Below are 25,081 nucleotides of genomic sequence, written 5' to 3'. Positions count from 1 at the left end.
GCCCCCAACGGCTGCTTACTGCTTACCGCACTGCTTGGCCAACTGCTTCTCCTGCTCGGAGAAGGTCGGGCCCGGCTTGGGAGTCGGTGCGGTGGTGGACTTGGACGGGTCGTCCTTCACGTTCTTCCCGGGGTCGCCGTCGGCGCCGGGCGTGGGGGTCGGCTTGACGGTCTGGCCGCTCAGGCCTCCCGTCTCGCCCTCACCCGGCTTGGCTCCCGGCTTGGCGCTGCTCTCGCTGCGCTCCCGGTTCTCCCGTTCGATCTTGCGTCGCTCGGCGTCCTTCTTGCATGCCGATGCCTGGAGCCCCAGCTCCGCGATCTTGCTCTCGGCCTCGTCGAGGCTGCCCTCTTCGATGGCGGCCTCGACCTGCTTGCGCTGATACGGCGGCAGGTACTTGAGTTCGATCCCGGGGTAGTCCTTCTCGACCTTGGACAGGCTCACCCACGCCAGGTCCTGGTCGATGCCCCGGTACAGCGCCACGTGCTCGTCCTTCGTGCCCACGTAGTACTGCGACTGCGTCCAGCGATAGCCCCCGTAGAGGCCGCCGCCGACGACGGCGAGCGCGAGCGCCGTGTACAGCGATCTCTTGAGCCACTTGCGGCCGCCGCCGGACTTCACGAAGTCGTCATCGCCGTACGCCCCGAAGGAGCCCTCCGGGGCGTACTCCGCGGTGTCGCCGCTGCCGGGCGGGCCGAAGCCGCCACCGGACGGCGGCGCGGGACGGCCGAGGCCCGACGCGCGGCCCGCCGGGGTCTGCATGGCCCCGCCGTCGTTCGTCTGCAACTGGTTCTCGGCGACCGCGCCGACCACCACCGGGGTGTCGGACAGCTGACCCGCGAGCGTGTCTCCGGTGTCGATGTCCAGGACGTCGGCCACGATCACCGTGATGTTGTCCGGGCCGCCGCCGCGCAGCGCGAGCTGGATCAGCTCCTGCACGGTCTCCTGCGGGCCCTGATAGCTGGCGAGGGTGTCCTCCATCGTCTGGTGCGACACCACGCCCGACAGGCCGTCGGAGCAGATCAAGTACCGGTCGCCCGCGCGGACTTCGCGGATCGACAGGTCCGGCTCCACGTGGTCGCCGCTGCCGAGCGCCCGCATCAGCAGCGACCGCTGCGGATGCGTCGTCGCCTCCTCCTCGGTGATGCGGCCCTCGTCGACGAGCCGCTGCACCCAGGTGTGGTCCTGCGTGATCTGCGTCAGCACACCGTCACGCAGCAGATACGCGCGCGAGTCACCGACGTGGACGAGGCCGAGCCGCTGCCCGGTCCACAGCAGGGCGGTCAGGGTCGTCCCCATGCCCTCCAGCTGCGGGTCCTCCTCGACCATCAGCCGCAGCTGGTCGTTGGCCCGCTGCACGGCCGTACCGAGCGACGTCAGGATGTCCGAGCCCGGCACGTCGTCGTCGAGCGTGACCAGCGTCGAGATCACCTCGGAACTCGCGACCTCGCCCGCCGCCTGGCCCCCCATGCCGTCGGCGATCGCGAGAAGCCGCGGACCGGCGTAACCGGAGTCCTCGTTCCCCTCCCGGATCATGCCTTTGTGCGATCCGGCGGCGAAGCGCAGTGACAGACTCATGCGCACCTCGCCCGTCGGCTCCGGGTACATCCGCACGGTGCCCACCCTCCGGTCGGGAGCGCGCTGGCGTCCTGTGTCTGGACCGCGTCGGCTCGCTCGCTCCGCTCGCTCATTGTCGTACTACTTCCGCAGCTCGATGACGGTCTTGCCGATGCGGATCGGCGCGCCCAGCGGAACCGGCGTCGGGGTGGTCAGGCGGGTCCGGTCGAGATACGTGCCGTTGGTGGACCCGAGGTCCTCGACGATCCACTGGCCGTCGCGGTCCGGATAGATCCTGGCATGCCGACTGGAGGCGTAGTCGTCGTCGAGGACGATCGTCGAGTCGTGTGCCCGGCCGAGGGTGATGGTCTGGCCCTGGAGCGCGACCGTCGTGCCCGTGAGCGTGCCCTCCGAGACGATCAGCTTCGTCGGGGCGCCGCGGCGCTGGCGGCCGCCGCCCTGCCGTCCGCCCCCGCTCTGCTGCTGACGCTGCTGCGGCGGCGCGGCCTGCCGCGCCGCCTGGCGGCCGCCCTCACGGCGGGAGCCGCGCTGAGTGACGCGCGTACCGAACAGGTCGCTGCGGATGACCTGGACGGCCACGATCACGAACAGCCACAGAACGGCCAGGAAACCCAGCCGCATGACCGTCAGGGTCAGCTCTGACATTGCCCCCGCTTCACCCTTCGGCTTGCCGGTAAATGATGGTGGTGCTGCCCACGACGATCCGCGAGCCGTCGCGGAGCGTAGCGCGGGTGGTGTGCTGCCCGTCTACCACGATGCCGTTGGTAGACCCGAGATCCTGGATCGTCGAGGGCGTTCCGGTCCGGATCTCACAGTGCCGACGCGAGACGCCGGGGTCGTCGATCCGCACATCGGCGTCGGTGCTGCGGCCCAGCACCAGCGTCGGGCGGGAGATCTGGTGGCGATTGCCGTTGATCTCAATCCAGCGCCGCACTTGCGCGCCCGGAAGGGGGCCCGCGCCCGGCCCCTGCGGTCTGCCCGGGGCCTGCCCGCCGGGGCGGCCCGGAGCCGCGCCGGGAGGCGGCGCGGCGGGCATGGGCGGAGCGTCCGAGACGCCCGGCGGGGGATATCCGTACCCCCCGCGAGCGCCCTGGCCGGGCCCTGCCGGTCCTGCGGGGCCCGCGGGCGCCTGGCCCGGGGCCTGGGAGGTGCTGGACGCCAGCGTGCGGCTACGCACCCGGTACAGGCCCGTGTCGAGGTCCTCGGCCTTCTCCAGATGGACCTTGATCGGCCCCATGAAGCTGTAGCGCTGCTGCTTCGCGTACTCGCGGACCATGCCCGACAGCTCGTCGCCGAGCTGCCCGAGTACGGGCTCAGGCGCTCGTAGTCGGGGGCGCTGAGCTCCACGATGAAATCGTTGGGTACGACGGTCCGGTCGCGGTTCCAGATCGTCGCGTTGTTGTCGCACTCCCGCTGGAGGGCGCCGGCGATCTCGACGGGCTGGACCTCGGACTTGAACACCTTGGCAAAGGTGCCGTTGACCAGACCTTCGAGTCGCTGCTCGAACTTCTTCAGGACTCCCATGGGGCACCTCCTCCGTCGTTCTCATCCTCGTACTGCTTACTGATCGTATCCACGCGCCGGGAAATCAGCTGGTTCCCCCTGTCTGCCCAGACCACGAGTGTCGCCTCTCACAAGGCATGCCCGCACTGCTCTTCAGGGATCCTCCGGGTTCCTTCCGGGACGCCCCGGAGATCCGGCCAGGGGCCCGCCGCCGATCCTCAGGGATCTTTCAGGGCTCCCCCGGGAACCGACGCGACCCCGCCCGCCCGGGTTGACCCGGGGGTCTTCCGGTTGGGCTCCGCTCCTTCCGCGCTCCTTCCCGACCCAGTCGGCGCCCGCCTCGGCGCCCCGCATTAACAGGGATCGTAGAGGGGGCCTCAAGACAGTGTCCCGCACGTGGCTGTGGACCTTGGAGGAGGACTTGACGGGGGGCTTGGTTGCGTCGGGAGGGGGGTGAGGGGTGGGGAGGGGTGGGGGGTGGGGGGTGGCGGTGCGTGTGTGGGGGTGTGGCTGGGGGCGGTGTTTGAGGGCGGGGTCGGGGTGTGGCGGGGTGGGTCGGGGTGGGGGGGCGTGGGGCGGTCGCGGGGCGGTGATCGTGGTGGAGCGCGGTCGTGGTGGACCCGGGGATGGGGGTGGGCGGTCGTGGTGGGGGTGCTCTCCTTCTTGTTACTGGTGCTTTCTGTCGGGGCCTGGGCCTCCGAGCGCTCGTAGGTCTCGTAGGGCTCGCGGGGCTCGCGGGGCTCGAGGGGCGAGGTGGGGCTTGGTGGGGCCTGGGAGGCTTCGTGGGTTCTCGCGGGTCCGCTGCGAGGTCCCCGTGCAGGTGCCCAGCACTACTGATGTGAATCCACCCTCCGCAGCGTGCTAATCTTCTGGATGTCGGCAGGCGCTCGCACCACACAGTGAGAGACCCAAAGACAACACCCATGCGCGGGTGGCGGAATAGGCAGACGCGCTGGATTCAGGTTCCAGTGCCCGAAAGGGCGTGGGGGTTCAACTCCCCCCTCGCGCACAAACGAAAGACCCCAGCTTAGCTGGGGTCTTTCTGCGTTGTCCTGACGCTGTCGCGGCACGTCCCGGTGCCGATTCCGAAGCGGGGGCGACAGTGCGGTGATGTATGTCACTGAGGGGTGCGGGACGGGGGCCGGGCGGGGGTCCGGCAGGTTCCGGCGGGGTTCCGCGAAGTTATCCACAGGCTGTGACGGCGATTCGCTCCCGGCGGTACGGTCGATCCCAGTTGATGTTCGCGAGGCCGGACGCGGAAGCCGCAGAGAACGCGGCGGCCGCAGGGCACTGCGTCAGGCATGCGCGAACGCCGGAACTCGGGGGGATGGCGTGACTGAGACAACGAACACACCAGGCACCAGCACCACGACCACGATGCCCACGACCACGATGCCCACGACCACGATGCCCACGGCCACGGTGCCCACGCCCAGGGAGCAGGACGCACCCCGTCGGCTGCCGCACGTCGACGGCTTCGCGCGGTGGACGGGACACGGCACGGCCGGGCACCCGCAGCCCAAGCAGGAAGGCAAGGCCCTGCGCGACCGCGTCCCGCGCTCCGCGCACGCCGACTGCGCCGACGACGACCACAGGCCCGACCCCGTCTCCGTCATAGAGGACACCAACAGAGACCGGCTCCCCCACCTCACCCCCATCCGCGTCGGCAGAATGGCCGCGTCCCCCTTCGCCTTCCTGCGCGGCACCGCGGGACTCATGGCATACGACCTCGCCCGCACCCCCGTCACCGGCGTCGGTGCCCAGATCTGCGGCGACGCCCACGCGGCCAACTTCGGCCTGTACGCCGACGCCCGCGGCGGCCTCATCATCGACCTCAACGACTTCGACGAGACGGTGCACGGCCCCTGGGAATGGGACGTCAAACGCCTCGCCACCTCCCTCGTCCTCGCGGGACGCGAAGCGGGCGCCACCGAGGAAGCGTGCGAAGAAGCCGCCTACGACGCCGTCGGCGCCTACCGCCGCACGATGCGGCTGCTCGCCAAGCTCCCCGTCCTCGACGCCTGGAACGCGATAGCCGACGAGGAACTGGTCTCCCACACGGACGCGCGCGACCTGCTCGGCACCCTCGACCGCGTCTCCGCGAAAGCACGGCAGAACACCAGCGCCCGCTTCGCCGCCAAGTCCACCGAGCCCGTCCCAGACGCGGCCGACACCCCCGGAGCCATAGCGCCCCGCCGCTTCGTCGACGCGCCCCCGGTCCTGCGCCGCGTGCCGGACGAGGAAGCCGCAGCCGTCACCCTCGCCCTCGGGGAGTACCGCACCACCCTCCCCGAAGACCGGCTTCCCCTGCTCGCGCGGTACTCGATTCAGGACGTCGCCTTCCGCGTCGTCGGCACCGGCAGCGTCGGCCTGCGCTCCTACGTCGTGCTGCTCCTCGACCACCGGGGCGAGCCGCTGGTGCTCCAGGTCAAGGAGGCCTCCCCGTCCGTGCTCCTACCGCACCTGCCGACGGCCGGGTTCAAGGAGCAGGAAGCCCAGCACGAGGGGCGGCGCGTGGTACTCGGCCAGAAGCGCATGCAGGTCGTCAGCGACTTCCTGCTGGGCTGGACGACGATAGCCGGACGGCCGTTCCAGGTACGGCAGTTCAGAAACCGCAAGGGCAGCGTGGACCCGGCAGCCCTCGCCGCCGACCAACTCGACGACTACGGCCGCATGACCGGCGCCCTGCTCGCCCGTGCACACGCGCACAGCGCCGACCCCCGGATCATCGCCGGGTACTGCGGCAAGAACGACGAACTCGACGAGGCGGTGACCCGCTTCGCGGTGACCTACGCCAACAGGACCGAGGCCGACCACGCCCGCCTGGTGGAGGCGGTGCGGAGCGGGAGGGTTCGGGCTGAGGTGGGGGTTTGAGAGGTGGAGGTTTGAGCTGACAGGGGGAGAGGGGGAGGAGGGGAGGGGGCGGGGGGGGAGGGCCCCCGGAGAAGAGGGTTCCGTACAACGGCCGCTACAAGCCGTGGCCTACGCTGGTCAAGTGACGACCCCCGAAGCCGAGCCGACGCCGCAGGAGACGCCCGAAGGGCGGAGCGAGACCTCTGAGGGAGTACCGGGGGGTGCCGCAGGGGCGCGGCCCGAGGAGCGGCTGGAGAAGGCCGTGCGGGCCGCCGAGCAGGCGTTGATCGAGTACGAGATCGCGGTGGAGACGTTCCGCGTCGAGGTGGAGAACTTCTCGCGGCTGCACCATCAGAAGCTCGGCCCGATGTACGCGCGCCTGGACGAGCTGGACGCGCAGATCGCGGAGGCCGTGGCGGCGCGCTCCGGTGATCCGGAGGACCGGCGCAAGGCCGATGAGGCGCGGGCGCGGGTGATGCCGATGCCGGGGGTGGAGGAGCTGTTCCACGGCTGGGTCGACGGTGAGGGGTTGTTGCCGGAGGCCGCCGCGATGCTGACGGATCAGTCGGTGCGGCCGCCGCAGCGGGTGCGGCCGAGCGACGAGGTCCGCAAGCTGTACCGGGAGCTGGCCCGCAGGGCCCATCCCGACCTGGCGCAGGACGAGGCGGAGCGGGCGCGCAGGGACGAGTTCATCACACGGGTCAACGCGGCGTACGGGCGCGGTGACGAGGCGTTGCTGCGGGAACTGCTCGCGGAGTGGGACGCGGGCCCGGTGCCCGAGGAGCGGCGGCCGAGCCCCAGTGAGGAGCTGTACGCGCGGCTTGAGTGGCTGGCTCAGCGCAAGGAGCTGCTGTCGGTGGTGGCGCGGGAACTGGAGGAGAGCGCCATCGGCTCGATGCTGAAGCTGGCTCCGGATGACCCGGACCGGCTGCTTGAGGAGGTCGCGGAGCAGTTGCTCGCGCAGGTGGCCGAGCGTGAGGCGGAGCTGGCGCGGCTCTCGGAGTGATCCGCGGTGACCGCAGTGACCGCAGTGACCGCGGTGACCGCGGTGACCGCGGTGCCTGCGGTGACTGCGGTGATTCGCGACCGTGCCGTGCGGCCGGTTCGCGGCGGGTCGGTGCGGCGTGGGTCGGTTTGATGCGGGTCGGTTCGGTGCGGGTGGGCGGCTTGGGGGCGGGGCGGTCGGGTAGCGTCGGGGCATGCAATTCGGATCTGGTGTTCCCGCGGTTGAGGTCGGCGAGCTCTCGGACGGTGACTTTCTGCTGGACGTCCGCGAGGACGACGAGTGGCAGGCGGGTCACGCGGCGGGTGCGCTGCACATTCCGATGTCTGACTTCGTGGCGCGTTTCGGGGAGCTGACGGAGGCGGCGCCGCAGGACGGCAGGGTGCATGTCATCTGCCGTTCCGGGGGCCGTTCGGCGCAGGTGACGGCGTACCTGGTGCAGCAGGGCATCGACGCGGTGAACGTGGACGGCGGCATGCAGGTCTGGGAGGCCTCCGGCAGGCCCGTCGTCGACGACAAGGGCCAGCCCGGCACGGTGATCTGACCCACGCCGGGCCCTATCGCCCCGTGCCGGGCGGCTATCGGCTGTCAGCTCGGGGTGTGCGCGGCGAGGAGGTCCCCCAGGGCTTCCTCGTGGGCTGCGGCGGGGCCCAGGGACAGCTCCAGGTATTTGGCCCAGGCGTGGTAGCGGTGCAGCGGGTAGTCGGTGTCGGCGCCGAAGCCGCCGTGCAGGTGCTGTGCGGTCTGCACGACGCGGCGTACGCCGTCCGAGGCCCAGATCTTGGCGACCGCGACATCCCCGGACGCGGGGAGCGGCCCGCCGTTGCCCGCGGTGGCGCGCTCCGGGGAGCTGAGGCGCCAGGCGGCCTGCCAGAGGGTGACCTCCATGGCGCGCAGGTCGATGTAGCGGTCGGCGGCCTGCACCGCGACGGCCTGGAACGTGGCCAGCGGGTGCCCGAACTGCTCGCGCTTGCTGGTGTATCCGCTGGTCATGGTGAGGACGGCGGAGCCGATTCCGAGGGCGAGCGCGCAGGTGCCGGTGGTCAGCAGGTCGCGCAGGAAGTCCCAGGCGCCGTTGGCCGTGATGACGTCGCGGGCCGGGAGGCGTACGGAGTCGAGGCGCAGTGCGCCGAGGCGCTCGCCGTGGGTGGCGATCTGTTCGTCGAGGCTGACACCGGGGTGGTCGCGGGGGACGAGCGCGAGGACGGTGCGGCCTTCGGGTGCGGTGGCGGGTACGGCGACGAGGTCGGCGTTGTGCGCCCAGGGCACGGCGGTCTGGTGGCCGTCGAGGAGCCAGTGGCCGCCGTCGGGGTGTGCGGTGACGGCGAGTTCGGCGCCGTCGTGGCCGGTGCGGCCGTGTGCGGCGACGGTGAGGACGAGGTCGCCGCGTCCGGCTCGGGTGAGGGTGTGCTGCTTCAAATCGGTGCTGCCGTAGGTCTGTACGGCGTAGGCGACGGCGCTGGTTTCCAGGAGGGGGACGCGGGCAACGACCTTCGCTGATTCGCGCAGGACGAGGCAGAGCGCGACCGGGTCGAGGCCGGAGCCGCCGTACTCGGGGGTGAGGAGCAGGCTGAGCAGGTCGGCGTCGGCGAGCCTGGCCCAGAGGCGGCGGTCGAAGTCGTCGTCTACGGCGCCGGGGGTGCGTGAAGGGCTGGGTACGCCGTCGGGGGTGACGTCGGCGAAGAGGTTCCTGGCCGCCTCGCACGCCGCCTGCTGCTCTTCGGTGAAGGTGAAGTCCACTGCTTGTCCCTCCGCTTGTCCCTCCGCGCGACCCGGCCCGGTCGTGTGTCGTCCCGTACACCCGCCCCAGGGGCGGTTTCTGACGGAGCGTCAAGATAGAACAGGTACTAAGCGAAGGGAACAGCTACGCCGTGGGGGGAGGAGCGGTGAGGGTCGGCGTGGGCCGGGGCCAGAGGGGTGCCAGGGGTGCGCCAGGAGTGGGGGGCGGCGACGTGGAACCCCTGCCGTGCCGGGGTGCTCGCGTTCTCCGGAGGGCTCTTGGTGCTTGCGGTGTCAGCGGTCGAAGTCCAGTTCCACCTTGTCCGTCGTGGGGTGTGACTGGCAGGCCAGCACATAGCCCGCCTCGGTCTCCTCCGGCTCCAGGGCGAAGTTGCGGTCCATCCGCACCTCTCCCGAGACCTTGAAGGCCCGGCAGGTGCCGCACACCCCGCCCTTGCAGGCGAAGGGCGCGTCCGCGCGGTTGCGCAGCACCGTGTCGAGCAGGGACTCTCCGGAGCGCACCGGCCAGGTGCCGGAGCGGCCGTCCAGGGTGACGGTGACCGTGCTGTGCTCCGGGGCCGGGGTGAGGGCGGGCGCGGTGGGAGCGGCGTCCACGTGGAATATCTCCTCGTGGATGCGCTGCCGCCGCACGCCGAGGGCGCGCAGGGTGCGCTCGGCGCTCTGCACCAGGCCGTACGGACCGCACAGGAACCAGCCGTCGACCTCGTCGACCGGCAGCAGCGCGGGCAGCAGCCGCGTGAGCCGCTCCTCGTCCAGGCGCCCGGAGGTGAGGCCCGCCTGTTGTTCCTCGCGGGAGAGCACCGTCACCAGCTGGAACCGGTCGGGCCAGCGGTCCTTCAGGTCGGCGACCTCTTCCAGGAACATTGTGGACGCCGTGGTGCGGTCGCTGCGGATGAGGCAGAACTCGGCGTCCGGCTCGCGCTCCAGGAGTGTGGTCACGATCGACAGCACCGGTGTGATGCCGCTGCCGCCGACCACCGCGGCGTACCGCCCGGGGGCGGGGTCCAGGGTGAACCGGCCTGCGGGGGTCATGACGTCCAGCTCGTCGCCCGCGGCGATCTCCTTGTGGGCGTATGTGGAGAAGGCGCCGCCGTCCACCGCGCGCACGCCGACGCGCAGCTCGCGCGGGCCCTCCGGGTCGTGGGGGTGGGGGGCGGGTGAGCAGATGGAGTAGGTGCGCCGGATCTCCGTGCCGTCGACGACGCGGCGCAGGGTCAGGTGCTGGCCGGGGGCATGGCGGTAGGCCTCGCGCAGGTCGGGCGGGACGGCGAGGGTGAGGGCCACGGAGTCGTCGGTGAGCTGCTCGACCGCCGCCACGCGGAGCGGGTGGAAGCGCGCCATCACAACTCCTTGAAGTGGTCGAAGGGTTCGCGGCAGCTGACGCAGCGGCGCAGGGCCTTGCAGGCCGTCGACGAGAAGCGGCTGAGCAGCTCGGTGTCGGTGGACCCGCAGTGCGGGCAGCGGACGGTGAGGGCGAGGGGGACGGGGCCGTCGGTCGTGTGCGGGCGGGGCGGCGCTATGCCGAACTCGGCGAGTTTGCGGCGGCCTTCGGCGCTGATGTCGTCCGTGGACCAGGCGGGGGCGAGGACCGTGCGCACCTGGACGTCGGTCATGCCGTGCTCGTGCAGGACGCGCTCTATGTCGGTGGACATGGCCTCGATGGCGGGGCAGCCCGTGTACGTCGGGGTCAGTTCGACCTCGACCCGGCCGGGGCCGCTGACGTGGACGGCGCGGAGCACGCCGAGCTCGGCGAGGGTGAGGACGGGCAGTTCGGGGTCGGGGACCGAGCCCGCCAGGGCGCGCAGTTCCTCTTCGAGGGGGGTGGGGGCGGTGGTCACCATGACGCCCCCGGGTGGCTGCGGTGCAGGTGCTGCATTTCGGCGAGCATCCGGCCGAACGACTCCGTGTGCAGGCCCTCGCGTCCGGCGCCCGCCGTCCAGGCGCCGCTCTGCGGTCCGTCGGGGACGGTGAGCGTGGCTCGCTCGATGACCGCGGTGACCGTCGTGGTCCACTCGTCGCGCAGCGTCTGCCAGTCGAGGTCGAGGTCCGGCAGCGGCTGGAACAGTTCGCCGGTGAAGCGCCACAGCGTGTCGAGGCCGCGCTGCATCCGCTCGTGGCTCTCGGGGGTGCCGTCGCCCAGGCGGAGCGTCCACTGCTCGGCGTGGTCCTGGTGGTAGGCGACTTCCTTGGCGGCCTTCGCGGCCAGGGGGGACAGGTCGGTGTCCGTGGCGGCGAGCCGGTCGTACAGCAGGCTCTGGTAGGTGGAGAAGTAGAGCTGGCGGGCGATGGTGTGGGCGAAGTCGCCGTTGGGCTGCTCCACGAGCTGGGCGTTGCGGAAGGCGCGCTCCTCGCGGAGGTAGGCCAGCTCGTCCTCGTCGCCGACCAGGGACAGCAGGACGCGGGCCTGGCCGAGGAGGTCGAGGGCGATGTTCGCCAGGGCCACTTCTTCTTCGAGGACCGGGGCGTGGCCCGCCCACTCTCCCAGGCGGTGCGACAGCACCAGCGCGTCGTCGCCCAGGGCCAGGGCTGCGGCCGTGGTGCCCGTGGTGCCGGGGGTGCCCGGGGTGCTGGGGGCGGTGAGGGGGCCCGGCGTGGCCGGGGGCGTGGGGGTCACAGGTGCTTCACTCCTTCCGGGATCTCGTAGAACGTGGGGTGGCGGTAGGGCTTGTCGGCCGCGGGCTCGAAGAAGGAGTCCTTCTCGTCCGGCGAGGACGCGGTGATCTCCGCGGAGGGCACGACCCAGATGGAGACGCCCTCGTTCCTGCGCGTGTACAGGTCGCGGGCGTTGCGCAGGGCCATTTCCGCGTCCGGGGCGTGCAGGCTGCCCGCGTGCGTGTGGGAGAGGCCGCGGCGGGAGCGCACGAACACTTCCCACAGGGGCCATTCGGTCGAGCTGCTCATGCGGTCGCCTTCCCGTGCTCGCTGGTCGTCTGGCGGTCGCCGCGGCCTTCGGCGTGCTTGGCCGCGTACGCGGCGGCTGCTTCGCGCACCCAGGCGCCGTCCTCGTGGGCCTTTCTGCGCTGGGTGATGCGCTGTTCGTTGCACGGGCCGTTGCCCTTGAGGACGGACCAGAACTCGGTCCAGTCGATGGGGCCGAAGTCGTGGTGCCCGCGCTCCTCGTTCCAGCGGAGGTCGGGGTCGGGCAGCGTGAGGCCGAGGGACTCGGCCTGAGGGACGCAGATGTCCACGAAGCGCTGGCGCAGCTCGTCGTTCGAGTGGCGCTTGATCTTCCAGGTCATGGACTGCTCGGAGTGCGACGACTCGGCGTCCGGCGGGCCGAACATCATCAGGGACGGCCACCACCAGCGGTTCACCGCGTCCTGGGCCATCTCGTGCTGTGCGGGGGTGCCTTGGCTGAGAGCGAGCAGCAGCTCGTACCCCTGGCGCTGGTGGAAGGACTCCTCCTTGCAGATGCGGACCATGGCGCGGGCGTACGGGCCGTACGAGCAGCGGCACAGGGGGACCTGGTTGGTGATCGCGGCGCCGTCCACGAGCCAGCCGATGGCGCCCACGTCGGCCCAGGTCAGCGTCGGATAGTTGAAGATCGACGAATACTTCTGGCGGCCCCCGTGCAGCTTGTCGAGCAGCTCGTCGCGGCTGGTGCCGAGGGTCTCCGCCGCGCTGTACAGATACAGGCCGTGGCCCGCCTCGTCCTGGACCTTGGCCATGAGGATCGCCTTGCGGCGCAGGGACGGCGCGCGCGTGATCCAGTTGGCCTCGGGCTGCATGCCGATGATCTCGGAGTGGGCGTGCTGGGCGATCTGGCGCACGAGCGTGGCGCGATAGGCGTCGGGCATCCAGTCGCGGGGCTCGATGCGCTCGTCCGCCGCCACCGCCGCGTCGAAGGCGGCTGCGAGCTGGGCGGCGTCCGCCGCGCCGGGCGCGGACTCGTCCGCCGTGGGCGTCTGGTGCGCTGTCGCCATCTCGGTCCCCCTCGACCTCGGGCTGTTCTCGACGTGCTCGGGCGTGCTCGGGCGTGCTCGGCGTGTTCTGTCGACCGCCGACCGACCGATCGTTCGGTTCGTTGGAATTCAATGGTGCGGCGCCCCGCCATAAGGTGTCAACCCTGTGGATAACCTCCGGGACGCTGTGCCGGGCGTGCGGGCCTGAGTACCGTTTCCGGCCGCAGGGTTCGGTACCGGATCGGGAAACGGGGCGGAATGGACACGTACGACGAGGGGCCGCGGGATCGGCCCGTCGGGGCTGACGGGTCCAAGGGGGTGGATGGGGCTGGCCGGTCCAGCAGGGCTGAGGGGGCTGAGGGGGCTGAGGAGCTGGGCAGGTCCTTCGAGCCCGATGAGGTGGATGGGCTGAGCGGGTCCGATGGGGCGGATAAGCCTGATGGGGCAGGCAGGTCTGACGGGACAGACAGGTCTGACGGGACAGGCGAGGTGGATAGGGCCCATGGGGTAGATGGGGCCGTTGGTGTGGCTGGGCTCGGCGGTATCCGTGGTGCTGGTGACGCTGGTAGGGCCGAGGCGGCCCCGGTGCCCGTGCGGGCCAGTGGGCCGCCCATCGCGCCGGGCCAGCAGTTCAGAACCGGCATCGCCGCCCTCCCCCGCGGCTACCAGCTCGCCGCCGCCCTCGCCCTGGCGGTGATCGCCGTCGCCGTATGCGTCCACCTCGGCATGCTGTTCCTGCACGTCGCCCCGGCGAACACCGTGAGCAAGCGGCACGCGAAGGCCATCGACGACTGGGTCTACCCCGAGTTCGAGCAGAACTGGAAGCTGTTCGCGCCCAACCCGCTCCAGCAGAACGTCGCGGTCCAGGCCCGCGCGCAGATCCGCACCGCGGACGGCGGAAGCCGCACCACGCGGTGGTACGACCTGTCCGCGCTGGACGGCGCCGCCATCGACCACAACCCGCTGCCGAGCCACACGCAGCAGAACGAACTGCGCCGCGCCTGGGACTTCTTCGTGTCCACGCACGACGCGCAGAATCGTCCCACCGGTCCGCGCGGCGAGGTGTCCGAGCGCTACGTGCGCCGCATCGCGCTGCTGCGCATCCACCGGCAGGGCCCGCTCGGGCGCGGCGACATGATCGACCAGGTGCAGGTGCGGTCCCGGACCGCGAGCGTGCCACCGCCGAAGTGGAGTGACGAGAAGGTGGCCACCAAGCCCGTGCTGCGGCTGCTCCCGTGGTGGCCGGTGGCGCCCGGTGACCTGCCGCTGGCCGACGCCTCCCGGGCGCGGCGGGACATCGCGTCCGACCGGGCCGACAGCGCTTCCGCCCACCGTTCCGCCAGCGCGTTCACCGGCCGTTCCGCCAGCAGGGGCCGCGACGGGACCGCTGACCGGGTGGCCGACGGAGCCGCCGACGGAATCGAGGGGAGCGCCCGGTGATCCGTCTCGACCCGCTCGCGCGCGGCCTCCAGCGCGTCACCGGCACCGCCCTCGGGCCGTACCAGACCGCCGTGGTCCGGATCGGCTTCTCCGCGACCTGGCTGCTGTTCCTGCTGCGGGAACTCCCGCACCGCAGGGAGCTGTACGGGCCCGACGGCCCCTGGGGCTGGGACATGGCCCGGCAGCTCATCTCCGACAACGGCGCCTTCACGGTCCTGATGTGGTCCGACTCGACGGCCTGGTTCGAGATCGTCTACGGAGTGGCGGTGCTCAGCAGCGCCCTCCTGCTGCTCGGCTGGCGCACCCGCACCATGTCCGTGCTGTTCATGGTCGGTGTCCTGTCGCTCCAGAACCGCAGCATCTTCATGGGCGACGGCGGCGACAACGTCATCCACCTCATGGCCATCTACCTGGTGTTCACGCGGTGCGGTCAGGTCTGGTCCCTGGACGCGCGCCGGGCGGCACACGCGCGTACCGGGCGTACGGACGGCGCGGAGCGCCCCGGACCCGGCGGTCCCCTCGCCTCCGTAGGCGGGCCCGCCCAGCCCCTCCTCTCCGTAGAGCACGCCCTCTCCGTAGAGCACGCCGTTCCCGCCGACCGCGTCGGACCGGTGCTGTGGTGGCCCCTGGGGCTCGTCCTTGCCTTCGCGACGGTCACCCGGGAACTCAGCGCGTTCTGGCAGGTGTTCTTCTGGGGGCTGTGGCTCGTGCACGCCCTGTGGTGGGCCGTCGGGCGGCGCGCGCCCCGAGGCGCGGCGAGGCTGCTGCTCGACGTCGTCGCGAACCTCGCGCACAACGCCGCCCTGCTCGTGATCATGGTTGAGGCGTGTCTGATCTACGCCACGGCCGGTTGGTACAAGATCCAGGGCAGCCGCTGGCAGGACGGCACCGCCGTCTACTACCCGCTGCACCTCGACGCCTTCTCCCCCTGGCCCGCCCTCTCCGAACTCCTCGCCTCCCATGGCGTCATGGTGATGCTCGTGACGTACGGGACGGTCCTCGTGCAGGTCGCCTTCCCGTTCACGCTGCTCAACCGGCGCGTCAAGAACGTCCTGCTCACCGTGATGATCATCGAGCACGTGGGCATCGCGATCGTCCTCGGCCTGCCGTTCTTCTCGCTCGCGATGATCGCGGCGGACGCGGTGTTCCTGCCCACGTCGTTCCTGCGGCGGCTCGGTGGCTGGGCGGCACGCGCGCGCGACGGCGTCGCCGCGTGCCTCCCCCGGCCCCGCCTGCCCCTGGTGCGCCGCTCCGGTGGCGCGCCAGCGGTTCCGGAGCCCGGAGAGGGTACCGGTGAGCAGGCGCCGCAGGGGGCCGAGCATGCGCGCGTAGGCTTCGGTGCATGAGCGGTACGGAGCGGGGCGGCGGTTCGACGGTGGACGCGGTACGGGCGTGGCGCGGGCTCGCCGAGACGTCCGTGCTGCTCGACGGCTTCCACGCCCTCAAGCACGCGCTGCGCTTCGGAGCGCGCGTCCCGGTGGCCCTGACCAGCGACAAGGCTGCCGTCCTCGCCCTGGCGGAGGATCTCGCGCCGGACGTCACGCGGCCCCTGGAGACGCTGCTCGCCGAGACCGACGAGGCGACGCTGCGCGCCCTGGTGCCCCGGCTGCACCCCACGTCGGTCGCCGCCCTCGCCGTACGCCCCTCCCGCGCCGCCCAGCTGGAGACACTGGCGCGGCTGCCGCGGACCGCGCCCGTCGTTGTCCTGGACGAGCCCCGCAACCTCGGCAACGCCGGGGCGGTGATCCGGCTCGCCGCGGGCTTCGGAGCGACGGGCGTGGTGACGACGGGGACGCTCGACCCCTGGCACCCGACCGTCGTACGAGGCGGTGCCGGGCTGCACTTCGCCACCGCCGTGGAGCGCGTCGACGCCGACCGCCTGCCGCCGGGACCCCTGTTCGCCCTCGACGCCGAAGGGGAGGACATCCGCGCGCTGAAGCTGCCCGATGACGCCGTGCTCGCCTTCGGCTCCGAGCGCAGCGGCCTCTCGGAGGGGCTGCGCGCCCGCGCCGAACACCTGGTGTCCCTGCCGATGCGGCCGCAGGTGTCCAGCTACAACCTGGCGACCAGCGTCGGCATGACGCTCTTCCACTGGGCCTCGACGTCGGGGAGACCGCCGGGTACGGGGGCCTAGACCGGCCGGGAGCGGGTGCGTGAGCTTCCGCCGGGGCCCCGGAGCCTGCCCGGCCTCCGCACCCCGCGCCCGGCCCGAGCCGCCCGCATCCCGCCGTTCCGGCCTCCCGGGCGCCCCGGCTCCCGGGCATTCCGGCCTCCCGGGTCAGCCCGGCCTCCTGGGCCAGCCCGACTTGCCGGGCCTCCGGGGGCACCCAAGCACCCCCGGAGCCGCACCCCGCGCACAGGGCCGCCGCGCCAGACCCCGCACAAGGCGCCTACGCCAGGCTCCCGCGCCTACGCCAGGCTCCCGCGCTCACGCCTCCCGGCGGATCTCCACCACCCGGAAGCGGTTGGCGACGAACGCGCTGTCGCACAGGGCGGCGTTCGCCGACGGGTTGCCGCCGGAGCCGTGGAAGTCGGAGAACGCCGCTGTCTGGTTCACATACACCCCGCCCGTCAGGTTCAGCGACAACTGGGCGCTCTCCTCCAGGCAGGCCTCCTCTACGGCGGTGGTCACCTCCTCGGAGGTGGTGTACGCGCCGACGGTCATCGCACCCTTCTCCCGCACCGTGCGCCGCAGCAGGTCCACCGCGTCGGCCGCGGAGTCCACGGCGACGGCGAACGAGACGGGGCCGAAGCACTCGCTCAGATACGCCGCCTCGGCGTCCGGCTTCGCGCCGTCCAGCTTCACGATGACCGGCGTGCGCACCACCGCGTCGGGGAACTCCGGGTTGGTGATCTCCCGGGAGGCCAGGGCGACTTCGCCGATGCCCGGGGCGGCGTCCAGGCGGGCCTTGACGTCCGGGTTGACCAGGGCGCCGAGGATGCCGTTGGCCCGGGCGTCGTCGCCGAGGAGGCCGGAGACCGCGTCCGCGAGGTCGGACACCACCTCGTCGTACGACTTCTCGCCCGCGTCCGTGGTGATGCCGCCGCGGGGGATGAGGAGGTTCTGCGGGGTGGTGCACATCTGGCCGCTGTACAGCGACAGGGAGAAGGCCAGGTTGGACAGCATGCCCTTGTAGTTGTCGGTCGACTCGATGACGACCGTGTTCACCCCGGCCTTCTCCGTGTAGACCTGGGCCTGGCGGGCGTTGGTCTCCAGCCAGTCGCCGAAGGCCGTCGAGCCCGTGTAGTCGATGATCCGGACCTCGGGGCGCAGGGCGAGGGTCTTGGCGATGCCCTCGCCGGGGCGCTCGGCGGCCAGCGCCACCAGGTTCGCGTCGAATCCGGCCTCCGCGAGGACCTCGCGGGCGATCCGCACGGTCAGGGCCAGGGGCAGCACCGCGCGCGGGTGGGGCTTGACCAGGACCGCGTTGCCGGTGGCCAGGGAGGCGAACAGGCCTGGGTAGCCGTTCCACGTCGGGAAGGTGTTGCAGCCGATCAGGAGGGCGATGCCGCGGCCCACCGGGGTGAAGCGCTTGTCCAGGACCAGGGGGTCGCGCTTGCCCTGGGGCTTGGTCCACTCGGCGGTGCCGGGGGTGCGGGCCTGTTCCGCGTACGCGTACGCCACGGCTTCCAGGCCTCGGTCCTGGGCGTGGGGGCCGCCCGCCTGGAAGGCCATCATGAAGGCCTGGCCGCTGGTGTGCATGACGGCGTGGGCGAACTCGTGGGTGCGGGCGCTGACGCGGGCCAGGATCTCCAGGCAGACCGCGGCCCGCGCCTCGGCGCCCGCGTCCCGCCAGGCGGGCATGGCGGCACGCATGGCGGGCAGCAGCGCGTCCACGTCCGGATGCGGATACGTGATGCCCAACTCGGGGCCGAAGGGGGACACTTCGGCGCCCGTCCAGTCGTCCGTGCCCGGCTGGTCCAGGTCGAAGCGGCTGTTCAGCAGGGCTTCGAAGGCGGCTTTGCCTTCGGGGAGGCTCAGGCTGCCGTTCTCCCCATAGGCCTTGGGGTGCTCGGGGTGGGGTGACCAGTACGCGCGCGTACTGATGGCCTCCAGGGCCTGGTCAAGGGTGGGCCGGTGCTTGTCGAGCAACTGCTGCGCGGTGAGTTCGGCGGCCATGGCGGACCAACTCCTCGTCGGGCCAGCTCTCCTTCGAGCTGGCGAGCTGGGCAGGGGCGGTGCGGGGAAAGCCGGACAGAGCTAGAGTAACCGAACGATCGGTCGGGACAAGAGGGTCTGGCGAAGCTGTGGAAAACCTTCCCGGCCACCCCGAACCCCTGGCCAACACTCCTGTGCGGGAGGATCGCGAGCATGACAGCACTCGATCTCAGCAGCCCCGTCGCCGTGGTCGGCGCCGGCACCATGGGCCAGGGCATCGCCCAGGTCGCGCTGGTGGCGGGCCACCCGGTGCGGCTGTACGACGCCGTGCCCGGCCTCGCGGAGAAGGCGGCCGCCGCGGTCACCGCCCGGCTCGACCGGCTCGTGGAGAAGGGCCGCGTCGACCCGGCCGAGCGCGCCGCCGCGGCCGGGCGCCTGACGGCCGTCGAGGACCTGGCGGGGCTCGCGGGGTGCGGCCTCGTGGTCGAGGCCGTCGTCGAGCGCCTGGAGGTCAAGCAGCGGCTGTTCCAGGACCTGGAGGGCGTCGTCGCCGAGGACTGTCTGCTGGCCACGAACACCTCGTCCCTGGCGGTGACCGCCGTCGCCGGGGAGCTGGCGCACCCCGGGCGCCTGGTCGGGCTGCACTTCTTCAACCCCGCTCCCCTGATGCCCCTGGTCGAGGTCGTCAGCGGCTTCGCCACGGAGGAGACGGCCGCACAGCGCGCGTACGACACGGCGGCGGCCTGGGGCAAGACGCCCGTGCGCAGCGCCGACACCCCGGGGTTCATCGTCAACCGCGTCGCCCGCCCCTTCTACGCGGAGGCCCTGCGGGTGTACGAGGAGCGGGTGGCCGACCCGGCCACCATCGACGCCGTGCTGCGCGAGTGCGGCGGCTTCCGCATGGGCCCCTTCGAACTCACCGACCTCATCGGCCAGGACGTGAACGAGGCCGTCACGCGCTCCGTGTGGGAGGCCTTCTTCCACGACCCCAAGTTCACGCCCTCCCTCGCCCAGCGCCGCCTCGTCGAGTCGCGCCGCCTCGGCCGCAAGACCGGGCGGGGCTGGTACGCGTACGGCGACGACGCTCCGAAGGCGCAGCCGCGCACGGAGGAGCCCGCCGACGCCCCCGAGGCCGTCACCGTCTACGGGGACATGGTGCACACGCGCGTGCTGGTGGACCTGATCCAGGAGGCCGGGATCCGCGTCGAGCGCGGCGAGGACCCGAGCGCCCCGCTCACCGGCTGGATCAGGCTCCCCAGTGGCGTCCTGCTCGCCCTCGCCGACGGGCAGGTGCCCGACCTCGCGGCGGAGCCCACGGTCCAGTTCGACCTCGCCCTCGACTACCGCACGGCCACCCGCGTCGCCCTCGCCCCCTCCAGCCGCGTGAGCGAGCGCCAACGCGCGGAAGCCGTGGGCCTCTTCCAGGCGCTCGGCAAGCAGGTCAGCGTCATCGGGCAGACCCCCGGCATGATCGTGGCCCGCACGGTGTGCATGCTGGTCGACTTCGCCCACGACGCCGTCGCCCGGGGCGTGGCCAGCGCCGACGACATCGACACGGCCATGCGCCTGGGCGTCAACTACCCGCGCGGGCCCCTCGCCTGGGGCCGCGATCTGACCGCCCACTGGGTGGCCGACACCCTGGACGACATGAACGGCGAGTACGCCACGGGGCGCTACGCCCCCTCACAGGCGCTGCGCCGGGCCGCCGCGCGGGAGGAGCACGCATGACCACGGCACGGCGCGACACCTACACCCCGGAGACGCTGCTCGACGTCGCGGTGCGGGTCTTCAACGAGCGCGGCTACGACGGCACGTCCATGGAGCACCTCTCCAAGGCGGCGGGCATCTCCAAGTCGTCGATCTACCACCACGTGACGGGCAAGGAGGAGCTGCTGCGGCGCGCGGTGAACCGGGCCCTCGACGGGCTGTTCGCCATCCTCACCGAGGAGCGGGCGCGCTCGGGGCGGGCAGTGGACCGCCTGGAGTACGTCACGCGCCGCACCGTGGAGGTGCTGGTCGCCGAGCTGCCCTATGTGACGCTGCTGCTGCGCGTGCGGGGCAACACCGACACCGAGCGGTGGGCGCTGGACCGGCGCAGGGAGTTCGACTACGAGGTCGCCGAGCTGTTCAAGGAGGCCGTCGCGGACGGCGACCTGCGCTCGGACGTCGAACTGCGCCTCGCCACCCGGCTCCTCTTCGGGATGATCAATTCCATGGTGGAGTGGTACCGGCCGGACAGCCGGGGCGCCGCGAACGCGGGCGAGGTCGCGGACGCCGTCGTACAGCTGGCCTTCACGGGGCTCCGTACGGACCGCTGAGGCGCTCCGGAGGCCGTACCGGCGGGGAAGCCCGGGGCTCGTGCGAGCGGCCCCGAGAAGGCCCGTCAGGGAGGCGGAGGGCTCATCTCTCCGCCTCCAGGTCGTCCTCTTCGAAGACCAGCAGCGTGCGCGTGCTGAGGACCTCCGGCATCGCCTGGAGCCGGGTGAGGACCAGCTCGCGCAGGGCGCGGTTGTCCGGCGTGTGCACCAGGAGCAGCACGTCGAAGTCGCCGCTGACCAGGGCGATGTGGGCGGCGCCCGGCAGGGTGCGCAGCTGCTCGCGGACCGTGCGCCAGGTGTTCTGGACGATCTTCAGGGTGATGTACGCCGACGCGCCCTGCCCCGCGCGCTCGTGGTTGATGCGGGCGCCGAAGCCGCGGATCACGCCGTCGTCGATGAGGCGGTTGATGCGCGCGTAGGCGTTGGCCCGCGACACATGGACGCGCTCGGCCACGGAGCGTATCGAGGCGCGACCGTCCGTGTGCAGGATCTGGAGAATGTCCCGGTCTATGGCGTCCAGCGGACGGGGCAGCGGTTCCGGTCGGGCCCCGTCCTGCCGGTCGGCCATTCGTTCAGATGCCATGTCCCCCCGCCTCCCTACCATGGACGTACTGCGTACATCCCAGGCTGTGGAGAACCGTTTGTCCACAGCCTGGAGGTGCCTGTAGCCAAAATGTGCCGACGACCGAACAATCGGTAGGTGAGGCGCATCACATCGTCGCGCCTCTCTGTTGCCGCTCCCGCGAGGAGTCAGTTCCCGCAGGTTTCCCCAAGGATCCCTCAGGAGGTGCCGTCATGACGGTCATGGAGCAACGGGGCTCCTACCGGCCCGCCCCGCCCCCAGCGTGGCAGCTCAGGACCGACCCCGCGCCGCTGCTGCCGGACGCGGAGCCGTACCGCGTGCTCGGCACCAAGGCCGCGGCCAAGACGGACCCGGAGCTGCTTCTGCGCCTGCACGCCGAGCTGGTCCGCGGCCGCCGGTACAACACGCAGGCGACGGCGCTCACCAAGCAGGGCAGGCTCGCCGTCTACCCGTCGAGCACCGGCCAGGAGGCGTGCGAGATCGCCGCCGCGCTCGCGCTCGAGGAGCGGGATTGGCTGTTTCCCAGCTATCGGGACACGCTCGCGGCCGTCGCCCGCGGCCTCGACCCGGTGCGCGCCCTCACGCTGCTGCGCGGCGACTGGCACACGGGGTACGACCCGCGCGAGCACCGCGTCGCGCCCCTGTGCACCCCCCTCGCGACCCAGTTGCCGCACGCCGTGGGCCTCGCGCACGCCGCCCGCCTCAAGGGTGATGACGTGGTCGCCCTCGCCATGGTCGGCGACGGCGGCACCAGCGAGGGCGACTTCCACGAGGCGCTGAACTTCGCGGCGGTCTGGCAGGCCCCCGCCGTCTTCCTCGTCCAGAACAACGGCTTCGCGATCTCCGTGCCGCTCGCCAAGCAGACGGCCGCGCCGTCCCTCGCGCACAAGGCCGTCGGATACGGCATGCCGGGCCGCCTGGTCGACGGCAACGACGCGGTCGCGGTGCACGAGGTGCTCACGGAGGCCGTGCGCCGCGCCCGCGACGGCGGCGGCCCTACCCTCGTGGAGGCCGTCACCTACCGCCTGGACGCGCACACCAACGCCGACGACGCCACCCGCTACCGCCGCGACGAGGAGGTCGAGGCCTGGCGCGCCCACGACCCGATCCTGCTGGTGGAGCGTGAGTTGACGGCCCGCGGCCTGCTCGACGAGGAGCGCTCGCGCGCGGTGCGCGAGGACGCCGAGGCGATGGCCGCGGACCTGAGGCAGCGGATGAACCAGGACCCGCTGCTCGACCCCATGGACCTGTTCACGCACGTGTACGCCGAGCAGACCGCGCAACTGCGGGAGCAGGCCGAGCAGTTGCGGGCCGAGCTGGCGGCCGAGAACGAGCACGAGCCGGACGGAGCGGCCCGATGACCACAGTCGCCGTGAAACCCGCCACCATGGGGCAGGCCCTCGGCCGCGCCCTGCACGACGCGCTCGCCGACGACCCGTCGGTGTACGTCCTCGGGGAGGACGTCGGCACCCTCGGCGGCGTCTTCCGCGTCACCGACGGCCTCGCCGAGAAGTTCGGCGACGACCGCTGCGCGGACACGCCGCTCGCCGAGGCGGGCATCCTGGGGACGGCGGTCGGCATGGCGATGTACGGCCTGAGGCCCGTCGTCGAGATGCAGTTCGACGCGTTCGCGTACCCCGCCTTCGAGCAGCTGATCTCGCACGTGGCGCGCATGCGCAACCGCACCCGGGGCGCGATGCCGATGCCCCTCACCATCCGCGTCCCCTACGGAGGCGGGATCGGCGGCGTCGAGCACCACAGCGACTCCTCCGAGGCGTACTACATGGCGACGCCGGGCCTGCACGTGGTCACGCCCGCCACCGTCGCCGACGCCTACGGCCTGCTGCGGGCGTCCATCGCCTCCGACGACCCGGTCGTCTTCCTGGAGCCGAAGCGGCTCTACTGGTCCAAGGCCGAGTGGAATCCGGACGCTCCGGAGGCGGTGGCACCCCTCGGCAAGGCGGTGGTGCGGCGCAGCGGGCGCAGCGCGACGCTCATCACGTACGGGCCGTCCGTGCCGGTCTGCCTGGAGGCGGCCGAGGCGGCGCGCGCCGAGGGCTGGGACCTGGAGGTCGTCGACCTGCGCTCCCTGGTGCCCTTCGACGACGAGACGGTGACCGCGTCCGTGCGGCGCACGGGGCGCGCGGTCGTGGTGCACGAGTCGGGCGGCTTCGGCGGACCCGGCGGGGAGATCGCCGCGCGGGTCACCGAGCGCTGCTTCCACCACCTGGAGGCGCCGGTGCTGCGGGTCGCCGGGTTCGACATCCCGTACCCGCCGCCGATGCTGGAGCGCCACCACCTGCCGGGCGTGGACCGCGTCCTGGACGCCGTGGCGCGGCTCCAGTGGGAGGCGGAGAGCTGATGGCCCAGGTCCTGGAGTTCAAGCTGCCCGACCTCGGTGAGGGCCTCACCGAGGCGGAGATCACCCGCTGGCTGGTGCGGGTCGGCGACGTCGTGGCCGTGGACCAGCCGGTCGTCGAGGTCGAGACGGCCAAGGCGATGGTCGAGGTGCCCTGTCCGTACGCGGGTGTCATCACCGCCCGCTTCGGAGAGGAGGGCACGGAACTTCCCGTGGGGGCGCCGCTGTTGACGGTCGCCGTCGGCGCGCCTACCGAAGCCGAGGACGCGCCCCTGAAGGGACAGGGCGCGCCCCCGGAGGGAGGGGGCACTCCCCAGGGCGGGGACGAGTCCTCGGGGAACGTGCTCGTCGGGTACGGCACAGCGGCGGCGCCCGCGCGGCGGCGGCGCGTACGGGGGCCTGGCGTGGGCGCCGGGGCGCGGGCAGGGGGCGCGCGGGAGCCTGGTGCGCCTGGTGTGCCCGGTGGGGCGCCGGACTCCGGGGTGCCGGTCTCCGGTGCGGCGGTGTCCGGGGCGCGGGGCTCCGGGAAGTCGGCGGCCGAGGCGGCTGCCACGGCGGACGCTCCGGAGCGGGCGGCTGCCCCTGGGGACGGGCCGGTGCCGGTCATCTCCCCCCTGGTGCGCAAGCTGGCCCGGGACAACGGCCTGGACCTGCGGGAGTTGACGGGCTCCGGGCCGCACGGCCTGATCCTGCGGTCCGACGTGGAGGCCGCGCTGCGAGCCCCGGCGGGGCCCGTGCGGGAGGCCGCGCCAGTGTCCGCGCCGGTGTCCGGGCAGCGCCCGGCCGCCGCCGCGGGCGGCACGCGCGTCCCGCTGCGCGGAGTCCGCGGAGCCGTCGCCGACAAGCTGTCCCGTAGCCGCCGTGAGATACCGGACGCCACGTGCTGGGTGGACGCCGACGCGACGGAACTGATGCGGACCCGCGCGGCGATGAACGCGGCGGGCGGCCCCAAGGTCTCCCTCCTCGCACTCCTCGCCCGCGTCTGCACCGCCGCGCTCGCCCGGTTCCCCGAGCTGAACTCCACGGTGGACCTGGACGCCCGCGAGGTCGTGCTGCTCGACGAGGTGCACCTCGGCTTCGCCGCGCAGACCGACCGCGGGCTCGTCGTCCCCGTCGTGCGCGACGCGCACGCACGGGACACGGAGTCCCTGAGCGCCGAGCTGGGCCGCCTGTCGGAGGCGGCGCGGACCGGAACGCTGACGCCGGGGAACTCACGGGGTCCACGTTCACGTTGAACAACTACGGGGTGTTCGGGGTCGACGGCTCCACGCCGATCATCAACCACCCCGAGGCCGCGATGCTGGGCGTCGGCCGGATCGTGCCCAAGCCATGGGTGCACCAAGGGGAGTTGGCGGTGCGGCAGGTCGTCCAGCTCTCCCTCACCTTCGACCACCGGGTGTGCGACGGCGGGACGGCGGGCGGCTTCCTGCGGTTCGTGGCGGACTGCGTGGAGCAGCCAGCGGTGCTCCTGCGGAAGGTATGAGCGACGGTGCTTCTGCGGAAGGTATGAGCGGCGGTGCTTCTACGAAAGGTGTGAGCGGGCCGGGGCGGGGCCCGGGGCGGTGGCGTCGGATTGGGGTGCGGCTCCACCGCAGGCGCGGCCGCGCCCCGCGCTGGGTGCGAACCCGCCTGCCGGGTGCGGCCATACTCGGGGGATGACCGCGCACCCCGCACCAGCTGCCACCTCCGTCACGGCGTACGCGGCT

20 protein-coding genes, 1 tRNA gene and 2 pseudogenes are annotated in these 25,081 nt (G+C 72.3%); 12 read left to right on the top strand and 11 right to left on the bottom strand.

The genetic code is table 11. The features are described 5' to 3' along the window. Positions 1-15 precede the first annotated feature (15 nt). From ACOBQU_RS18955 to ACOBQU_RS18945, 3 genes and pseudogenes are all read right to left on the bottom strand, one after another. On the bottom strand, positions 16-1,575 hold the full coding sequence (locus ACOBQU_RS18955) for a Stp1/IreP family PP2C-type Ser/Thr phosphatase (protein WP_423628519.1): 1,560 nt from the start codon (positions 1,573-1,575) through the stop codon (positions 16-18). A 120-nt stretch (positions 1,576-1,695) separates the two neighbouring features. Then, positions 1,696-2,220 carry an FHA domain-containing protein FhaB/FipA gene (locus ACOBQU_RS18950; RefSeq protein ID WP_423628517.1) on the bottom strand — a complete coding sequence of 175 codons (525 nt, stop codon included), beginning with the start codon at positions 2,218-2,220 and terminating at the stop codon, positions 1,696-1,698. A 10-nt stretch (positions 2,221-2,230) separates the two neighbouring features. After that, a pseudogene (locus ACOBQU_RS18945) lies at positions 2,231-3,099 on the bottom strand (FhaA domain-containing protein). Positions 3,100-4,003: 904 nt separating this feature from the next. Here ACOBQU_RS18945 and ACOBQU_RS18940 point away from each other — a divergent pair. The 4 genes from ACOBQU_RS18940 to ACOBQU_RS18925 all read left to right on the top strand — a co-directional run bounded on the left by ACOBQU_RS18940 (position 4,004) and on the right by ACOBQU_RS18925 (position 7,478). Further along, positions 4,004-4,087: transfer RNA gene (locus ACOBQU_RS18940), tRNA-Leu, on the top strand. A 398-nt stretch (positions 4,088-4,485) separates the two neighbouring features. Continuing rightward, positions 4,486-5,952: a DUF2252 domain-containing protein gene (locus ACOBQU_RS18935; protein ID WP_423634582.1), complete on the top strand. Its 1,467-nt coding sequence runs from the start codon at positions 4,486-4,488 to the stop codon at positions 5,950-5,952. 121 nt (positions 5,953-6,073) lie between these two features. After that, positions 6,074-6,937, top strand: coding sequence for a hypothetical protein (locus ACOBQU_RS18930; RefSeq protein WP_423628515.1), 864 nt, complete (start codon positions 6,074-6,076; stop codon positions 6,935-6,937). Positions 6,938-7,130: 193 nt separating this feature from the next. Continuing rightward, positions 7,131-7,478: a rhodanese-like domain-containing protein gene (locus ACOBQU_RS18925; protein WP_423628513.1), complete on the top strand. Its 348-nt coding sequence runs from the start codon at positions 7,131-7,133 to the stop codon at positions 7,476-7,478. 44 nt (positions 7,479-7,522) lie between these two features. On the opposite strand, the gene ACOBQU_RS18920 is transcribed toward ACOBQU_RS18925, so the two are convergent. From ACOBQU_RS18920 to paaA, 6 genes are all read right to left on the bottom strand, one after another. Beyond that, positions 7,523-8,674: an acyl-CoA dehydrogenase family protein gene (locus ACOBQU_RS18920; RefSeq protein ID WP_423628511.1), complete on the bottom strand. Its 1,152-nt coding sequence runs from the start codon at positions 8,672-8,674 to the stop codon at positions 7,523-7,525. Positions 8,675-8,947: 273 nt separating this feature from the next. Next, complete coding sequence (paaE, locus tag ACOBQU_RS18915) at positions 8,948-10,015, bottom strand: 1,2-phenylacetyl-CoA epoxidase subunit PaaE (RefSeq protein ID WP_423628509.1); 1,068 nt, start codon at positions 10,013-10,015, stop codon at positions 8,948-8,950. After that, entirely contained in the window at positions 10,015-10,515 is a 501-nt protein-coding gene (gene paaD, locus ACOBQU_RS18910) for a 1,2-phenylacetyl-CoA epoxidase subunit PaaD (protein WP_423628507.1), read from the bottom strand. Before paaD ends, paaE begins: the two co-directional genes overlap by 1 nt. Next, on the bottom strand, positions 10,509-11,288 hold the full coding sequence (gene paaC / locus ACOBQU_RS18905) for a 1,2-phenylacetyl-CoA epoxidase subunit PaaC (protein WP_423628505.1): 780 nt from the start codon (positions 11,286-11,288) through the stop codon (positions 10,509-10,511). The genes paaD and paaC overlap by 7 nt, the downstream gene beginning before the upstream one ends. Further along, the gene (paaB, locus tag ACOBQU_RS18900; RefSeq protein ID WP_423628503.1) at positions 11,285-11,575 is read right to left on the bottom strand and encodes a 1,2-phenylacetyl-CoA epoxidase subunit PaaB; all 291 of its coding nucleotides are present in this window, start codon (positions 11,573-11,575) and stop codon (positions 11,285-11,287) included. Before paaB ends, paaC begins: the two co-directional genes overlap by 4 nt. After that, a complete protein-coding gene (paaA, locus tag ACOBQU_RS18895) occupies positions 11,572-12,597 on the bottom strand; it encodes a 1,2-phenylacetyl-CoA epoxidase subunit PaaA (protein WP_423628501.1) in 1,026 nt (341 codons plus the stop codon). The genes paaB and paaA overlap by 4 nt, the downstream gene beginning before the upstream one ends. Positions 12,598-13,161: 564 nt before the next feature. Between paaA and ACOBQU_RS18890 the strand changes: the two genes are divergently transcribed. Genes ACOBQU_RS18890 through ACOBQU_RS18880 form a run of 3 tightly spaced genes read left to right on the top strand, consistent with a single transcriptional unit; the run spans position 13,162 to position 16,150 of the window. Then, a complete protein-coding gene (locus tag ACOBQU_RS18890) occupies positions 13,162-14,016 on the top strand; it encodes a DUF5819 family protein (protein ID WP_423628499.1) in 855 nt (284 codons plus the stop codon). Then, positions 14,013-15,362 (top strand): HTTM domain-containing protein, encoded by a 1,350-nt coding sequence (locus ACOBQU_RS18885; protein WP_423628497.1) that lies wholly within the window; start codon positions 14,013-14,015, stop codon positions 15,360-15,362. The genes ACOBQU_RS18890 and ACOBQU_RS18885 overlap by 4 nt, the downstream gene beginning before the upstream one ends. Further along, the gene (locus ACOBQU_RS18880) at positions 15,359-16,150 is read left to right on the top strand and encodes a TrmH family RNA methyltransferase (protein ID WP_423628495.1); all 792 of its coding nucleotides are present in this window, start codon (positions 15,359-15,361) and stop codon (positions 16,148-16,150) included. Before ACOBQU_RS18885 ends, ACOBQU_RS18880 begins: the two co-directional genes overlap by 4 nt. Positions 16,151-16,444: 294 nt before the next feature. Here ACOBQU_RS18880 and paaN read toward each other — a convergent pair whose 3' ends face one another. After that, the gene (gene paaN, locus ACOBQU_RS18875) at positions 16,445-18,136 is read right to left on the bottom strand and encodes a phenylacetic acid degradation protein PaaN (RefSeq protein ID WP_423628493.1); all 1,692 of its coding nucleotides are present in this window, start codon (positions 18,134-18,136) and stop codon (positions 16,445-16,447) included. 192 nt (positions 18,137-18,328) lie between these two features. Between paaN and ACOBQU_RS18870 the strand changes: the two genes are divergently transcribed. Further along, complete coding sequence (locus ACOBQU_RS18870) at positions 18,329-19,843, top strand: 3-hydroxyacyl-CoA dehydrogenase (protein ID WP_423628492.1); 1,515 nt, start codon at positions 18,329-18,331, stop codon at positions 19,841-19,843. Continuing rightward, on the top strand, positions 19,840-20,433 hold the full coding sequence (locus ACOBQU_RS18865; RefSeq protein WP_423628490.1) for a TetR/AcrR family transcriptional regulator: 594 nt from the start codon (positions 19,840-19,842) through the stop codon (positions 20,431-20,433). The genes ACOBQU_RS18870 and ACOBQU_RS18865 overlap by 4 nt, the downstream gene beginning before the upstream one ends. A gap of 82 nt (positions 20,434-20,515) precedes the next feature. Here the strand turns inward: ACOBQU_RS18865 and ACOBQU_RS18860 are convergent, their stop codons facing one another. Further along, entirely contained in the window at positions 20,516-21,001 is a 486-nt protein-coding gene (locus tag ACOBQU_RS18860; RefSeq protein WP_423634580.1) for an Lrp/AsnC family transcriptional regulator, read from the bottom strand. Positions 21,002-21,228: 227 nt separating this feature from the next. Here ACOBQU_RS18860 and pdhA point away from each other — a divergent pair, with 227 nt between their 5' ends. From pdhA to ACOBQU_RS18845, 3 genes and pseudogenes are all read left to right on the top strand, one after another. After that, positions 21,229-22,377 carry a pyruvate dehydrogenase (acetyl-transferring) E1 component subunit alpha gene (pdhA, locus tag ACOBQU_RS18855; protein WP_423628489.1) on the top strand — a complete coding sequence of 383 codons (1,149 nt, stop codon included), beginning with the start codon at positions 21,229-21,231 and terminating at the stop codon, positions 22,375-22,377. Further along, the gene (locus ACOBQU_RS18850; protein WP_423628487.1) at positions 22,374-23,378 is read left to right on the top strand and encodes an alpha-ketoacid dehydrogenase subunit beta; all 1,005 of its coding nucleotides are present in this window, start codon (positions 22,374-22,376) and stop codon (positions 23,376-23,378) included. The genes pdhA and ACOBQU_RS18850 overlap by 4 nt, the downstream gene beginning before the upstream one ends. Continuing rightward, positions 23,378-24,858, top strand: a pseudogene (locus tag ACOBQU_RS18845) (dihydrolipoamide acetyltransferase family protein). Before ACOBQU_RS18850 ends, ACOBQU_RS18845 begins: the two are co-directional and overlap by 1 nt. The last annotated feature ends 223 nt before the right edge of the window (positions 24,859-25,081 follow it).

The organism is Streptomyces sp. G45, assembly GCF_049542095.1.
In the GTDB taxonomy this organism is placed as follows: Bacteria; Actinomycetota; Actinomycetes; order Streptomycetales; family Streptomycetaceae; genus Streptomyces.
The sequence above is the reverse complement of the archived record's forward strand: the minus strand, read 5'-3'. Positions and strand labels throughout refer to the sequence as shown.

Coding starts and splice junctions, on each gene's coding strand:
- paaA (WP_423628501.1), bottom strand. CDS start 12,597: ATGGCGACAGCGCACCAGACGCCCACGGCGGACGAGTCCGCGCCCGGC.
- ACOBQU_RS18955 (WP_423628519.1), bottom strand. CDS start 1,575: ATGAGTCTGTCACTGCGCTTCGCCGCCGGATCGCACAAAGGCATGATC.
- ACOBQU_RS18850 (WP_423628487.1), top strand. CDS start 22,374: ATGACCACAGTCGCCGTGAAACCCGCCACCATGGGGCAGGCCCTCGGC.
- paaE (WP_423628509.1), bottom strand. CDS start 10,015: ATGGCGCGCTTCCACCCGCTCCGCGTGGCGGCGGTCGAGCAGCTCACC.
- ACOBQU_RS18935 (WP_423634582.1), top strand. CDS start 4,486: ATGCCCACGGCCACGGTGCCCACGCCCAGGGAGCAGGACGCACCCCGT.
- ACOBQU_RS18880 (WP_423628495.1), top strand. CDS start 15,359: ATGAGCGGTACGGAGCGGGGCGGCGGTTCGACGGTGGACGCGGTACGG.
- ACOBQU_RS18950 (WP_423628517.1), bottom strand. CDS start 2,220: ATGTCAGAGCTGACCCTGACGGTCATGCGGCTGGGTTTCCTGGCCGTT.
- paaD (WP_423628507.1), bottom strand. CDS start 10,515: ATGGTGACCACCGCCCCCACCCCCCTCGAAGAGGAACTGCGCGCCCTG.
- ACOBQU_RS18860 (WP_423634580.1), bottom strand. CDS start 21,001: ATGGCCGACCGGCAGGACGGGGCCCGACCGGAACCGCTGCCCCGTCCG.
- ACOBQU_RS18865 (WP_423628490.1), top strand. CDS start 19,840: ATGACCACGGCACGGCGCGACACCTACACCCCGGAGACGCTGCTCGAC.
- ACOBQU_RS18925 (WP_423628513.1), top strand. CDS start 7,131: ATGCAATTCGGATCTGGTGTTCCCGCGGTTGAGGTCGGCGAGCTCTCG.
- paaN (WP_423628493.1), bottom strand. CDS start 18,136: ATGGCCGCCGAACTCACCGCGCAGCAGTTGCTCGACAAGCACCGGCCC.
- pdhA (WP_423628489.1), top strand. CDS start 21,229: ATGACGGTCATGGAGCAACGGGGCTCCTACCGGCCCGCCCCGCCCCCA.
- paaB (WP_423628503.1), bottom strand. CDS start 11,575: ATGAGCAGCTCGACCGAATGGCCCCTGTGGGAAGTGTTCGTGCGCTCC.
- ACOBQU_RS18870 (WP_423628492.1), top strand. CDS start 18,329: ATGACAGCACTCGATCTCAGCAGCCCCGTCGCCGTGGTCGGCGCCGGC.